This is a genomic window from Thermostichus sp. MS-CIW-40, assembly GCF_054058315.1.
In genome coordinates, this window is record NZ_JBSSAC010000008.1 from 52,373 (window position 1) to 66,172 (window position 13,800).

Consider the following 13,800-nt stretch of genomic DNA (forward strand, 5'->3'; position numbering starts at 1 on the left):
GATCCCAATCCGCCGACTAATGTGCGATTAACACCCGCTGTAGCTACAGGCAATGTTATCGGTCAATTGCCCAAGGGTGCTGAAGTACGGGTCATGGAGCCGCTCAACGGCTGGCTCAAGATTCGGCAACCGTTAGTGGGCTGGGTATCGATGGGTCTAACACAGGTATCTTGTGGCAACTCGCTAGCAGAAGTGGAGAAGAATCTAGAAGCTCTGCATTCTCTGGAAGGGGAACTGGCCATAGAAGCCGCCGATACCTTGGTGCGATACCTCTATCGGGGTGCAGAGGGATCCTTTGCCGCAGCGGCGCTGGCCCATTTCAACGAGCTTGCCATCAACCGGTTTTATGCTCTGAAAATGGTGCTTGACAGGCACACTGAAGAGGTGCGTCGTCACGTATTGCAGCAAGCCATCGCAGCAGGGATCCATCCTCAAGCCCTGGAAAACATTGAATCAAAAGTAAACTAGATTGAGACTCTTAAACTAAGACCAGGGATCGCAATTTCTTCCTGTCGCACTTCAGCAGTGGGGTCATTCTAGCAATCCGGTTTTGCATGCTCCAGTTCATGCCATGACGGCCTTGACGCTCAATCTCAGCCCCTTGATGACTCTGACGCGAGAGGATTTTATCCGGCTATGTGCGGCCAATCCTGAGCTAAAGCTAGAGCGCACTGCCCGAGGAGAGCTGGTGATCATGTCCCCCACTGGCGGTGAAGTTGGCCACTGGAATGCAGAGATCACCACAGAGCTAACCCTCTGGAATCGCCAATCAGGCCGAGGCAAAACCTTTGATTCTTCCACGGGGTTTTCTCTGCCTTCAGGCAGCGACCGCTCTCCTGACCTGGCCTGGATCCCGCTGGAAAAGTGGGAAGCTCTGGATCCCCAGACCCGCCAGGGATTCTTGCCCCTGTGTCCTGACTTTGTGGTGGAGATCCTCTCGCCCACCGATTCTTGGGTTCAAGCCCAGGCCAAGATGCAGGAGTACATAGACAACGGCTGTCGCTTGGGGTGGCTTTTGGATCCCAAGGCCAAGCGGGTGATGATCTACCGACAAGGGCAAGCGCCGGAATTGGTCGAAGATCCGGAAACCTTATCGGGAGAGGACGTGCTGCCGGGCTTCACCTTGCCCATTCGCAAGATCTGGTCGGCTTGATATGAGTAGCTTTCACGGATTTACGATCCCTGATACAGCTTTTTTCCACACCCTTAACCCAGCCAACTCTGATGGATCTCTTGCATGACAGGGATCCCACGCAATTGCAGAACTCTCCCAACCTTGGAAACAGCTGCAGTAAAAATGTTGAGCGATAGGCCAAAAACAGGCGGAGTCACACTACCATGGCTGCTCTGACTCTGAATCTATCTCCCCTGATAACCCTCAGCCGAGCAGATTTTATCCGGCTTTGTGCCGCCAATCCTGAGCTGAAGCTGGAGCGTACTGCCCAAGGAGAATTGGTCATCATGTCTCCAACCGGTGGGGAAACGGGCAATCTTAACTTCGAAATTGCCGGGGAAGTTTATGTTTGGAATCGGCAATCGGGCCGAGGGAAAAGCTTTGATTCTTCCACCGGATTTTCCTTGCCTTCAGGCAGCGACCGCTCCCCTGATTTGGCCTGGATCCCGATTGAAAAGTGGGAAGCTTTGGATCCCTCAGTCCGTCAAGGATTTTTGCCCCTGTGCCCCGATTTTGTGGTGGAGATCCTCTCGCCCACCGACTCTTGGATTCAAACTCAGGCCAAGATGCAAGAATACATGGACAACGGCTGCCGGCTGGGGTGGCTGCTGGATCCCAAGGCCAAGCGGGTGATGATCTACCGACAAGGGCAAGCGCCGGAATTGGTCGAAGATCCGGAAACCTTATCGGGAGAGGACGTGCTGCCGGGCTTCACCTTGCCCATCCGCAAGATCTGGTCCACCTGACATTCTACAGTCGTTTTATAGTCATTTTAGACAGGAATGAAACATTTCTGTTGTATTGTGTATTGGTTCCTAACTCCCCTCTCCCAAAGGAAGAGGGGCTGGGAGTGGTCGCAGAAGCTGCACGGAATGCTTGAGGAGTGTCTCAATCTAGTTTGGAATGACTATAGTCCTCAGATTGGGGTCTTTCGCGCAATTCTGGCGAGACTGGGATCTTGGCCAGGCTGGATAAGGCCCACCGATGCCTTTTGCACCTGCTGGACTTCTTGCAAAAGCTGCAAGTAAAAAGTCCGTCGTTCCCAATCCAGATCTCGGAGCCCACAGCCCGGCTCTCGATGGTGCAGGCAATCGCGAAACTGACAGGCGCCCAAGCGATCCCTTACTTCGGGGAAGCACCGTATCAACTGCAAAGGATGCACCGGCGGGATCCCTTCGCCAGCATTGAATCCCGGCGAATCGGCGATCCAACCGCCTTCCGGCAAAGGAAACAGCTCCACATGGCGGGTGGTGTGCCGACCATGGCCCAAACGTCTGGAGACGGCCTGAGTAGCCAGCCGAACGTCCGGCAGCAGCCGATTGAGCAAGCTGGATTTGCCCACCCCGGAAGGGCCCATCACCACCGAGATCTGATCTCGACAGCACTGTTGCAACTGGGGGATCCCAGCTTGGGTGTGGGCACTGACCAACAGAGGCTCATATCCCCACCTCTGCAGACGCTCCACCCAAGTTGTCGCCACTTCTGGATCCACGCAGTCGCATTTGTTCAACACCACCTGAACCCGCAGTTGGCTGGCCTCGGCTTGCACCAGCAGACGACTGAGGGCATTGGGCTCAGGGTCGGGCTCGGCTAGGGCCACCACCACCAGAACTTGGGTTGCGTTGGCAATAGCAGGTCGAGGCAGCTGAGTGCGCCGCGGCAGGATCGCCTCGATCACCCCCCGCTCCGGCCAGAGGTCGGCGGCAGCAGGCGGCAAGCGCACCTCCACCCAGTCCCCCACCATCACCTGCTGACCCATTTTTTTCAGCTTGGCCCGACTGGTACAGAGAATCTCTGCCGGCGTGGGCTTTTCAACCGGAAACCGAGCCGGGATCTCGGGAAAAAGGGCGGCCAAACTCGGATCGATCCGCACGCGATAAAAGTTGGCCTGCGCTGCTCGCACCCAGCCGGTACAACTGGATCCCGGATCCCCCTTTCCTTCTGGTTTCACCGGGCTCATGGCGACGCAGGCGTGCCGCGACGCACCCAGAGAATGTAATGGCCTTCGGGGGAAGCTGCCTGTCCCTCAATCCGATGCCCGGCCATGGCTAGACTGTTGGGCACCTGCTCCAGGGGTTCTCCCGCATCCAGCCATAGCTCCAGCAATTCTCCAGGAGCCATGCGCTCCAGGCGCAGCTTCGCCCGCACGTAGTTAAGTGGGCAAGGGATCCCGCGCTGGTCAAGGATAAACTTGACCTCTTCCGACGAAACAGCCTCTGCAGTCATTCTTCCTCACGCTCCCGGTTGCCAGGCATCTGGGCCAGCCCCCGCAACAACCCGCCCAAGAAACCATCCCGCTTGTTGATGCGTTCTCCGTGCAGCTCAGCCAGGCGCATGAGCAATTCCCGCTCTTCTGAGCTGATGCGGGTGGGGATCTCCACCACCAGCGTGATTTGGTGGTCGCCCCGAGACATCGGGTTGCCAATGCGAGGTACCCCCTTGCCCTCCAGAGTCAGCACTGTACCCGGCTGGGATCCGGCTGGGATGGTCAGCTCCACCTCCTCCTCCAGGCCGGCTTTCGAGTCCACGGTGGGCACAGAGACCTTGGCCCCCAAGATGGCCTGCAAATAGCTCACCCGCACCTCCGAGAGAATGGTCAGGCCATCTCGCTGGAAGTCGGGATCCGGCTCCACGAATAGGTAGACGTAGAGATCCCCGGGCGGGCCACCGCGTCGACCGGCATCGCCTTCCCCAGAAACCCGCAAACGGGTGCCACTATCCACGCCGGCTGGAATGTTAATGCGCAGTTTCTTCGTGGTTTGGGCCAAGCCCTCGCCATTGCAGTTGTAGCAGGGCTCCTCCAACACCTGACCGCTGCCACCACAGGTGGGACAAACCGAGACCTGGGTAAAGTTGCCGAACGGCGTGCGGGTTGCCCGCCGCACCTGACCACTGCCCCCACAGGTGGGGCAAGTTTTCACCTCCGTACCGGGCTTAGCCCCGCTGCCTCCACAGACGTTGCAGACTTCCAAGTGGCTGATGCGAATCTGCTTTTCGCCGCCGAAGATGGCTTCCAGAAACTCCAGTTTGAGGTCAAAGCGCAGATCATCGCCCCGTACCGGCCCCTGGCGACTGCGGGCATAGCTGGCTCCTGCCCCTGCAAAGTTGGTGAAAAAGCTCTCGAAAATGTCGGCAAAGCCACCCATCCCCGCAAAATCCTGGAATCCACTTGCTGCCGCGGCAGCTCCACTCAAACCCGCCTCTCCAAAGCGATCGTAGCGGGCTTTCAGCTCATTATCAGAGAGCACCTCATAGGCACGGTTGATCTCCTTGAAGCGCTCCTCGGCGCCTGGCTCCTTGTTGACATCCGGGTGGTACTTACGAGCCAACCGTCGATAGGCGCGCTTGATCTCCTCTTTGGAGCTATCGCGGCTAACCCCCAAGATTTCATAGTAGTCGCGAGCCATAGAAGCGCTTCAGAAGAGGTTAAAGATCAAAACATCAGACACACTTGAGATGCAACTTGTCAGGCAGCACAACCGAAGCAGACCTACAAGGCACCGGAGCTGGGGGAGAGCAAGCAGTTGCCTAGAATCCTCAGCGAGCTCCATAGATCTCGCTACCCATCTCCAGCAGGACAGCCCGCAGTTCTTCCATTGCGTTCCGTAAAGTTGCTAAGTCTACGTTATCATTTGCCAGCAATGCCCTCAATGTGCCCGCCACTTGAGCCCCCCGCTGGATTCGAGCTTCGCTGAGGCGATTGCCATGCTCCTGCAGGGTTTTGTCGTAGTTGTAGAGCAGGCTATCTGACTGGTTGCGGGCTTCCACCAACTGCCGCCGGCGCTGATCTTCTTCGGCATAGGCCTCCGCTTCCCGACGCATTCGCTCGATCTCGCTGCTGCTCAAGCCACCGTTGTTGGTGATCTTGACGCTCTGCTCGATTCCTGTCCCCTTTTCCCGAGCCGAGACTTTCAAGATCCCGTTGGCATCGATGTCAAAAGAGACTTCGATCTGGGGCACCCCACGGGGAGCCGGCGGGATCCCGGTCAGCTGAAAGCGGCCCAAGGTTTTGTTGTCTTTGGCCATGGCCCGCTCTCCCTGCAGGACGTGAATCTCCACCACACTCTGGCCATCGGTGGCAGTGGAGAAAATCTGGGTTTTACTGGTGGGAATGGTGGTGTTGCGCTCGATAATGCGGGTGAAGACTCCCCCCAGCGTTTCCACCCCAATCGAGAGAGGGATCACGTCCAGCAGCAGTAGATCTTTCACTTCTCCACCCACCACGCCTGCCTGGATGGCAGCGCCAAGGGCCACCGCCTCGTCCGGGTTGACGGAGCGATCTGGGTTTTTTTTGAAGATTTGCCGAATTTTCTCCTGGACAGCGGGAATACGAGTGGAGCCGCCCACCAGCAGCACGCGGTCGATGTCTGCAGGGGAGAGGCCAGCATCCCGCAGCGCCTGTTCTGTAGGCTCCACGGTGGCCTCCACCAGATCCCGCACCAACTCCTCAAACTTGCCGCGGGTCAGCTCCACTTCCAGGTGCTTGGGCCCCGAATCGTCGGCGGTGATAAAAGGCAGGTTAATGAGTGTAACCTGGGTGCTGGACAGCTCAATTTTGGCCTTCTCAGCAGCCTCCCGCATCCGCTGCAGGGCCATGCGATCCCGCGAGAGGTCGATCCCTTCCGTCTCCAAAAACTGACGGATGAGCCAATCGACAATTCTTTGGTCGAAGTCATCCCCCCCCAGGTGGTTGTTGCCGGCGGTCGCCTGCACCTCAAACACGCCGCTGCCCAGTTGCAGCACCGAGACATCGAAGGTGCCGCCACCCAGGTCGAAAACCAGAATGCGCAGGTCTTGATCTTGTTTGTCTAGGCCATAGGCCAGGGCGGCTGCTGTCGGCTCGTTGATGATGCGCAGCACCTCCAGGCCGGCAATGGTGCCCGCATCTTTGGTGGCCTGCCGCTGGGCATCGGTAAAATAGGCGGGAACGGTGATCACGGCTTGGGTCACCGGCTCCCCCAGATAGGCCTCCGCATCGGCCTTCAGCTTTTGCAGGATCATGGCGGAGATCTCCTGCGGAGTGTAGGCGCGATCTTGCACCGCCACTTCCACCATGTTGTCTCGACCGGGGATGACCTTGTAGGGAACCCGCCTCCGCTCATCTTCGGTCTCGGCAAAGGTGCGGCCAATGAAGCGTTTGATGCTGAAGATGGTGTTTTCGGCATTGGTAACCGCCTGGCGCTTGGCCAGTTGGCCCACCAAGCGGGTGTTGTTCTTGGCGAAGCCGACAATGCTGGGGGTGGTGCGCCCTCCCTCGGCGTTGGTGATCACAACGGGCTGACCACCTTCCAAAACCGCCACGCAACTGTTGGTGGTTCCCAGGTCAATCCCGATGACTTTACCCATAGCCCCCTCTCCCCGTGCGCCAAGTCTCAACCCAAGAACGCGATTCCACGGATCTTAAAAGCATTCTGCCCAGAATCCCGCTGAAACCTTCAGACGTTGCTTTCGTCTCCGTAGCTTTACTGTAGCGTTTCTGAGACTGCTCTGGCTCTGTTTGTCAAGGTTCAAGTGAGCAAGTTCGGCTAGGAAGGTTGGGGGTTTTGGGGAGAGGCAGGAGTGCTCTCCGGGCCGGGTTCGCTGGTGGCCTGGGCTGGCGGGGATGGTTCAGAGCTGGGGCTGCCCGCCGAGACGGCCACCATGGCATGACGGATCACCAAGTCCCCCAACTTGTAACCTGGCTGATATTCGATGGCTACCACATCCTCGGGATAGTCTGGGCTGGGCTGACGGGCTATGGCTTCGTGCAGGTTGGGGTCGAAGGGCTGGCCCACCGATTTCATGCGGGAGACGCCCATCTTCTTCAGGCATTCCACCAGCAGGCGGTAGACGCTCTGGTAGCTGTTGTGCAACTCCCGCTCGCGGTCGGTTTCCAGCTTCAGCTGCTGCTGAGCCCGCTCAAAGCTGTCCACAACAGGCAAGATCTCCAGCACAAATTTCTGCCGTTCTTTTTGGCTGAACTCTTCTTTTTCCCGCTGGGTACGCCGCCGGTAGTTTTCAAAATCGGCGTAGAGGCGCAGGTAGGCGTCTTCTTTCTCTTTGAGTTGCTGGCGGACAACTTCCAACTCGTGCTGGAGCTGCTTGAGAGCTTCACCGAGATCTGGAGAAGGCTCAGCTGCGGTTTCTCCGGAGGAGGTACCGGCTTCTGCTTCGCTATCTTCCAAAATCAGCTTCTCCAGCTCTGCCTCTACGTCGATCTCTTCTTCCTGTAGTTCAGGATAGGTATCTTCTGGGGCCATCGGTTGCTTCTCTTCGGCAGTCATGGGCGATGTCGGCAAGTGTTAGCAATGAGCAGTGACTCGGATATCCCCAGTTTGGCAGTTTCAAAACCGCCGCTGCACTCAGCCAAACCAGGCTCTGTGTTGATCGTATTCTACCGGGTTCTCTTTCAGCCAGTTGAAGTCAATATCTTTTCTTTCCTAGCCGACCAGCAGATGTTCCCGTGGCCGGCCCAGGCAATCGGGGAAGTAGATCTTGGCCAAGTCGGGGATTAGGCGCCAGTTGGGGCTGTAGATGGGTTGAATGGGGGAGTGGGTGTGAATATAGTAGACCAGAAAGTCGCGGATGCTATCGGCTGAGATCCACAGGGTTTGGGCTTCTTGGAACATGCTGTAACCGCCGCCGCCGCCGGCTCGGTAGTGGTTAATGGCCAGGCGAAAGGTCTGTGCTGGTTCCACCGGCTGTCCGCGGAATTGTAAGGTCACCAGGCGCTTTCCTACGGGGCGGGTGAGATCGAAGCAGTAGTCGATGCCGTGGTAGAGGTCGAAGGTGTAGCCGCGGGCTTCGGGGGCCACGACGGCAGCAGGATCGGCGGGAAGGTGATTGGGATCCAACTGGCGAAAATAGCCGGCAGTCTGTTCCAGGGCGCGCCGCAGAATATCTCCGGTGATCTCCAAAACGCAGAGGGTGTTGTCGTAGACGGTGAGGCTGTAGGCATCTTGCAGGGAGATGGGGCCTGCTGACAGGCCGGCGCTGCTGCAGATGTTGACCAGGGAGAGCTCTGCGGGGAATCCTGCCTCCCGCACTGCTTGCAATTGGGCCTGATGGAGCAGCTCTGCCAGAGGGTTGGCCCCCAGACGGGCTGCCAGACCGCCGCTATAGGCAGAACGGGCTTGGCCAATGGGCTGACGGATGTAGCGCAGGGTGGCTTGATGATAGGGCTCTGTCAAGGCCAAGAGTTCGGGATCGGGAGGGATCCCTTCGGCGGAGAGGAGCTGTGCGCTTTTCCCGAGAATTTGCCAGCGGCTGCCCTGGCGCTCCAGCTCCAGGGATACCTGGGAGAGGTGGCTGCCCCAATAGCCGGGCTGAACTACCAGAGCTTGGGATCCCCCCAGACCGGCGATGGTCTGGTGGGTATGGCCGGAGAGGATGACGTCAATGCCGTCCAGTTCGGCCAGGGCCAACAGTTCGTTTTCCCCTGCCAGGCTTTTGTTGCTGCACCAGCCGGAGCGATCTGGGTTGTGCCAATGCTCAGGGGTGCGCAGGGGGGGCAATTGGTTGGGGCCGCTGTGCAGGATCAAGATCAAAACATCCACCTGAGGTCGCAGCAGCGACAGGTAGTGGCGGGCAGTCTCCAGCAGGGGGGCAAAGCGTAGGCCCAAGATGTAGTCCGGGCGCTCCCAGGTGTCGATGCGGGGGGTGGTCAGCCCCAACAGGCCGACGCGAACCCCGGCCAATTCCCGGATCAGGTAGGGCTGGAAGAGGGGATCCCCATTCTGGCGGAGGATGTTGGCGCAAAGCACCGGACAGCGGAGATCGCCGATAAAATCCTGGAGAACTTGCAGCCCAAAGTTAAAGTCGTGGTTGCCGGGGGTAAAGGCGTCGTAGCCCAAGGCGTTGAGAGCATGAGCCAAGGGGTGAGGGGAGACGCGCTCCACTTGCGCATAGTAGGTGCCCAAGGGGGATCCCTGAATGGTGTCGCCGCTGTCGATGAGCAGGACGGGATCCTCACTGGCTGCTCGCACGCGCTTGATGAGGGTGGCCAGCTTGGCTAAACCGTGCTCCGCAGGGATCCCGGTGAAGTAGTTCCAGGGATGTAGATTGGCATGGAGATCCGAAGTGTGGAGAATTGTTAATCGCATTCTCATATCATAGCCAAAGTCAAAGCCCAACCCAAACTCGTCAGCCCAGCAAGAACAGCACCTGCACACAGCCCACCAAAAAGCCGAGGAGGCCGCCTAAGTTGACGATGGCCTGGAGTTCTTGGCGCACAATCTGCTGGATGGCCTGCTCCAGGTCGGCAGGGGAGGTGGCGTTGACTTTATCGGCAATGACCTGATCCAGGTTCAACACCGGGATCACCTGCATCATCAGGGATTCGAGATCCCGTTCTAGGTAGCGCTCCAAGACCAAAGCCAGGTCGGCGCTGATCTGATCGATGGAGGTGATCAACGCCTTGGAGTTGCGCAGGCGTCCCAACACCAGGCTGGCCACTTTTTCCCAATCGATGGTCTCCCCCAGCCCTTTGATAACCTCTGGCCCTTGGCTGCGCAGGTAATCTTGGATCCCGTCGCGGAGGGCACGGCGCAACTGACGCACGGCGGAAACCGGCAGGTTTTGCAGCGAGAGGTTCTGCAGGATCTCGGTCAGGCGGCGGGAGGCGTTGATGTCTTTGAGCAGATCTTCCAAGATGGCTTCTGCCCCTTCCGGCTCTTCTAGACAATAGGTGCGCAGGCGCAACAGGGCATTTTTCAGGCCGAACAAGTTGGCCACCACCCAGTAGGAGCCGGTCGCTCGTTCACGAAACTCCTCATCCAGGGATTCGATGTTGCGATCGGTGAGAAAGTCCACCAAGTTCTGCCGCAACACCTTTGGGGGCAGCGCCTGCTTCAAGATCCACTCCGAGAGCTGCTTAGCCTGCTCGCTGCTGAGGCGCAGCTCCAGCAACACTTGGTCGAACAGTTGGTTAATGGGCCCTTCCAAAAAGGTTTCTTGACGGGCCAGCACCTTCACCAGGCGGGGCAACGACTCGTTAAACAGATCGGCCAAAATGCGCGCCAACACCTGAGCAGTTTGCTGCTGTTGCTCAGGGTTTTGCAGCCGATCCAGGGCTACCCCCAGCAGCCAGCGGATCCCTGCTTGCATGCGCTCGGTTTGCAGCAGCTTGCGGGCCAGATTGTGCAGTTCCTCCGGCGTGAGCAGGGATCCCATGATGGTCTTGGCGATCTGCTTGGCCAGACGGGGTTGGTTCTGCGGGATCAGGCCGGGGGTAAAGGGGATGCGCCAGCCGAAAACCCGATAGGGGCGGTAGGGCCGGAACAGCATTTTGATGGCAATGTCGTTGGTGAAATAGCCGATCACCAGCCCGGCCAGCGGGGGCACAACGTAGATCCAGAAGGCCATGGAACCAATGGAGGGGGCTCTCTTCTACTCTACCGAGCTGCCCCAGCGCAAGAGAGCGTTGACCAGTTATTGGATGATCAGGCTATCGGTCAGTTCCAGCTCCACCAGCGTATTGGGCTGTAGCGTCACCACCCGGTCAATATTGGTACTGCCTGCCGCAGCGCCGGCCAAGCTGCCGGCCAAGATCGGCAAAAAGCCCCATCCCCCCGTGAGGATCCCCAAGGCCAACCCACCTGCTGCCCCATAGCCTGCCCCGCGGGCTACAGTTGTGCCGACGTCGGCGTTGCGATCCAACCCGACTGGTAGCGGCGCAGATTGGCCTCTCACCAAGTAGGTGGAAGAGCCGATGGTGAGGCGGTTGGCCACAAAGCGGCTGCCGACGACCCGCTCTTGGGGATCGGCGCTCTCCGCCTCCCGGCCAGACAACTTCAGTTCTCGGTAAACCGGCTCAAAAGTGCCCCACACCACACTCCCTGCCGGGATCACCACCTGGCCAAAGCGATCCACCACCAGCTCGGAGACTTCCAGGTGGCCGTTAATGGCCTGGTAGGGCTGGAAAGTGATGGGGCGGTAGACCGTGAGGAGAATACGGGTGCCGGCAGGCAGCTCGCCCCGCGTGGCTCCAGGGAGATCCCCACCTGGGCTGAGGTCGGGCCGACGTTGATAGGAATAGGCCTCGCCTTGGGGGAGTTGTCCACCTGGGGCCGCTTGAACGGGCACCACCGGGATCGGATCCAAAACCGGAGCCGTGGGATCCAGCGGCATTTGCGGCACCTGAGGTACCGGTGGCAGGGCCGTGGCAGAGCTGGGGGAGGGCGGAGCACTCAGCAAGGGCAAGGTAGGGACGGGATCCCCCCTGGGGGGCACCGGCTGAGGGGTGAACTCGAACTGCTGAGCGGCAACCGGGGTAACGGCACCGGCTATCAACACCCCCCAAAAGGAACTCCTCTGCAACAAATGCAGGAACGGCTGCAAGGTTGAGCTCATGGATCCCATCCGGTCGCAACTGGCAGTAGCTTAACATCCTGCCCCGCTTGTGCCCACTAGATTTAGTAGGTATTAAGGGATCGGAAGCTCTTAAAACACTATTGAGCCTGTTCGGGGTCTGGATCGAGTTTTCCCTAGGGGCTGGGGGAAGGAGAAGGAGTCGGTCCGCCGGGATCCCCTGGCTGGGGGGCTGGGGATTCTGGCTTAGGAGACTCTGTAGCCTCACTCTCCTGAGCCTCGGGGCTGGACTCCGGCTTGGGTTCTGCAGGAGACCGTCCTTCTGGAGAAGGAGAAGGTGAAGGCTGATACATTTACGCTGAACACTGCTGAACATCACTGTTCAACTATGCAGCGATAGCATTCTGTTTGTTTCCAAACAGAATGGCGGTATCCCGCAAAGCTTTGAGTAGAATACCCAAAGCGCAGTTTCCGTGTCGTCTTACTACCAATTTTCTGCTTTGCTTTGGCTACCATGTTGGCAGACTCGAAAGTAAACAGAAAGATCAACTGGTAGTAATCCGTACTGAACATATTATACATTATTTTCAGTATAGTTGAGCTTATTATTGACTAGAGTCATGCTCCCCGCCAGGCTGTGGAGTGGGAGTGGGTGTAGCTTCCGGCGTGGGTGTGGGAGTAGGCGTAGCTACCGGTGTTGGGGTTGGCGTTGGGGTCAGAGCTGGAGTCGGCGTTGGGGTCGGTGTGGGCGTGGCTGTCGGTGTTGGGGTTGGTGTTGGGGTCGGTGTGGGAGTGGGCTGGGCGGCCTGCACCTGGAAAGACCACTGCTGGATGGTGGTGTTGCCGCTGGTATCGGCAATTTGGACGGCGATCAAGGTCGGTCGATCGGTGGGCAGCGGCTCGGCTGGGGTGTAGGCGAAGCCGGTGCGGGTGAGCTGGGCTTGGGCGGTGACATCCACATTGTTCACCAGCAAGGTAAAGCTATTGAGGTCGATTCCTTGGTCATCTTGGAAACGGGCTGAGATGGAGGGGCGAGAGTTGTCGGTTAGGGATCCGTTGGGAGGGGCCAGTTCGCTGATGGTGGGGAAGGTGGTGTCGGTCACCCGCCCGATGGTGATGGTCTTATCCGGCAGCTGCACCAGGGTTACCAGTCCATCCCGCTCCAAGCGGGCAAAAACAGGCGCTTCTGAGGCCCGGTCTTGGCTGCGGAAGGTGTAGCTGCCCTCGTATTGCCCTGGGCGGGTTTCCTGCAGTGGCAGGTTGTAGGCAATGCCGGGGATGGAAAACGATCCCTGCGCCCCTGGGGATCCCAGCAAAAACACGGTAACGGTATCCCCTGGGTTTACGGATCCCAGCTCTTCGCGGGCAAAGAAGGTTCTCACCTCTGGAGCGGCGGGCAGCGTTTCCACCAGAGGCTCAATGGGAATGTCCGGCGTGGCCAGGGGTTCGGGCGTAGGAGTGACCTGGGCAAGGAGCTCGGTACGGATCCCAGGGCCGGGGATGGCAGCCCCCACCGGCGGATCCAAATTGGGCACCCGGCCCACCTTGGCCAGCGCTTGGTAGGTAAGGGCAGCCACTTCCCCCCGCGTGGCCACCGCCTGGGCATTCAATTGAGTGGGGTTGGGGTAGAGCACCAACAGCCCTTCCTGAACCGCTGTCGCGATGGGGGCGCGGGCAAAGTTGGGAACCAAATTGGCATCGCCAAACCCGGCCAGGATCGCGTCAATTTGACCGGGATCCTCGATGAGCCTACCGTTGGTGGCGGCACGGGTCAGGACAGTGATGGCCTGCGCACGGGTGAGCACATCGTTGGGGCGAAAGGTGCCGTCCGGAAAGCCAGAAACAAACCCTGCCGCTGCCGCCGCGCCGATGGAGGGAGCCGCCCAACTGGGAATGGGATCGGCAAAGGAGCGCACAGGAACGTTGGTATCTAGGCCAAAAGCCTTGGTGACAATAACGGCAAATTGGGCACGGGTGATGGATTCATTGGGACGAAAGGTGCCATCCGGGAAGCCGCCGATGATCTGCCGTTCATTCAACCCAGCAATGTACTGGGCACCCCAATAGGTGCTGATATCGGACAGTTGGGCCCAAGCGGGATCCCCAAGCCAGGCCAAGCTGCTGCAACTGATCACCAGAGCGGCGGTTTTCCAGCCCTGCCAAAGGGAAAGCTCACGCATCGTTCACACCTCAGGTTCTGGGTACAGGATTCAGGTCTCGGATCCCCACTCTTGGCTGGGAGAGGCCATAGAAACTGGCCGGACAGAAGAGTTGGAGAGGATATCCAAACCGCACATCCAGACGAGGAAACCTTCCGAAAAGTTCTATTTGGCCGTCGG

Annotated in this window: 13 protein-coding genes; 3 read left to right on the top strand and 10 right to left on the bottom strand. The window is 58.8% G+C overall.

What is annotated here, in order from left to right:
* Nucleotides 1-21: 21 nt before the first annotated feature.
* From ACVWXF_RS04335 to ACVWXF_RS04345, 3 genes are all read left to right on the top strand, one after another.
* Nucleotides 22-468, top strand: coding sequence for a hypothetical protein (locus tag ACVWXF_RS04335; RefSeq protein ID WP_457473733.1), 447 nt, complete (start codon nt 22-24; stop codon nt 466-468).
* A 103-nt stretch (nt 469-571) separates the two neighbouring features.
* The gene (locus tag ACVWXF_RS04340; protein ID WP_457473745.1) at nt 572-1,153 is read left to right on the top strand and encodes a Uma2 family endonuclease; all 582 of its coding nucleotides are present in this window, start codon (nt 572-574) and stop codon (nt 1,151-1,153) included.
* Nucleotides 1,154-1,338: 185 nt separating this feature from the next.
* Nucleotides 1,339-1,920, top strand: a complete 582-nt coding sequence (locus ACVWXF_RS04345) for a Uma2 family endonuclease (RefSeq protein WP_414382545.1) — start codon at nt 1,339-1,341, stop codon at nt 1,918-1,920.
* Nucleotides 1,921-2,090: 170 nt separating this feature from the next.
* On the opposite strand, the gene rsgA is transcribed toward ACVWXF_RS04345, so the two are convergent.
* The 10 genes from rsgA to ACVWXF_RS04395 form a co-directional block, all read right to left on the bottom strand.
* Nucleotides 2,091-3,134 carry a ribosome small subunit-dependent GTPase A gene (gene rsgA / locus ACVWXF_RS04350; RefSeq protein WP_414398405.1) on the bottom strand — a complete coding sequence of 348 codons (1,044 nt, stop codon included), beginning with the start codon at nt 3,132-3,134 and terminating at the stop codon, nt 2,091-2,093.
* Nucleotides 3,131-3,400: a sulfurtransferase TusA family protein gene (locus tag ACVWXF_RS04355; RefSeq protein WP_414329168.1), complete on the bottom strand. Its 270-nt coding sequence runs from the start codon at nt 3,398-3,400 to the stop codon at nt 3,131-3,133. Before ACVWXF_RS04355 ends, rsgA begins: the two co-directional genes overlap by 4 nt.
* Nucleotides 3,397-4,581: a molecular chaperone DnaJ gene (gene dnaJ, locus ACVWXF_RS04360; RefSeq protein WP_011434470.1), complete on the bottom strand. Its 1,185-nt coding sequence runs from the start codon at nt 4,579-4,581 to the stop codon at nt 3,397-3,399. The genes ACVWXF_RS04355 and dnaJ overlap by 4 nt, the downstream gene beginning before the upstream one ends.
* 130 nt (nt 4,582-4,711) lie before the next feature.
* On the bottom strand, nt 4,712-6,520 hold the full coding sequence (gene dnaK / locus ACVWXF_RS04365) for a molecular chaperone DnaK (protein WP_414329166.1): 1,809 nt from the start codon (nt 6,518-6,520) through the stop codon (nt 4,712-4,714).
* Nucleotides 6,521-6,699: 179 nt separating this feature from the next.
* The gene (grpE, locus tag ACVWXF_RS04370) at nt 6,700-7,437 is read right to left on the bottom strand and encodes a nucleotide exchange factor GrpE (protein ID WP_457473734.1); all 738 of its coding nucleotides are present in this window, start codon (nt 7,435-7,437) and stop codon (nt 6,700-6,702) included.
* Between the two features lie 156 nt (nt 7,438-7,593).
* Entirely contained in the window at nt 7,594-9,255 is a 1,662-nt protein-coding gene (locus ACVWXF_RS04375) for a bifunctional metallophosphatase/5'-nucleotidase (RefSeq protein WP_457473735.1), read from the bottom strand.
* Between the two features lie 40 nt (nt 9,256-9,295).
* On the bottom strand, nt 9,296-10,516 hold the full coding sequence (locus ACVWXF_RS04380; RefSeq protein WP_011434466.1) for a DUF445 domain-containing protein: 1,221 nt from the start codon (nt 10,514-10,516) through the stop codon (nt 9,296-9,298).
* A gap of 66 nt (nt 10,517-10,582) precedes the next feature.
* The gene (locus ACVWXF_RS04385; protein WP_457473736.1) at nt 10,583-11,503 is read right to left on the bottom strand and encodes a hypothetical protein; all 921 of its coding nucleotides are present in this window, start codon (nt 11,501-11,503) and stop codon (nt 10,583-10,585) included.
* Between the two features lie 134 nt (nt 11,504-11,637).
* A complete protein-coding gene (locus ACVWXF_RS04390) occupies nt 11,638-11,814 on the bottom strand; it encodes a hypothetical protein (RefSeq protein WP_414424808.1) in 177 nt (58 codons plus the stop codon).
* 252 nt (nt 11,815-12,066) lie between these two features.
* Nucleotides 12,067-13,641 (bottom strand): S-layer homology domain-containing protein, encoded by a 1,575-nt coding sequence (locus ACVWXF_RS04395; protein WP_457473737.1) that lies wholly within the window; start codon nt 13,639-13,641, stop codon nt 12,067-12,069.
* Between the last annotated feature and the right edge of the window lie 159 nt (nt 13,642-13,800).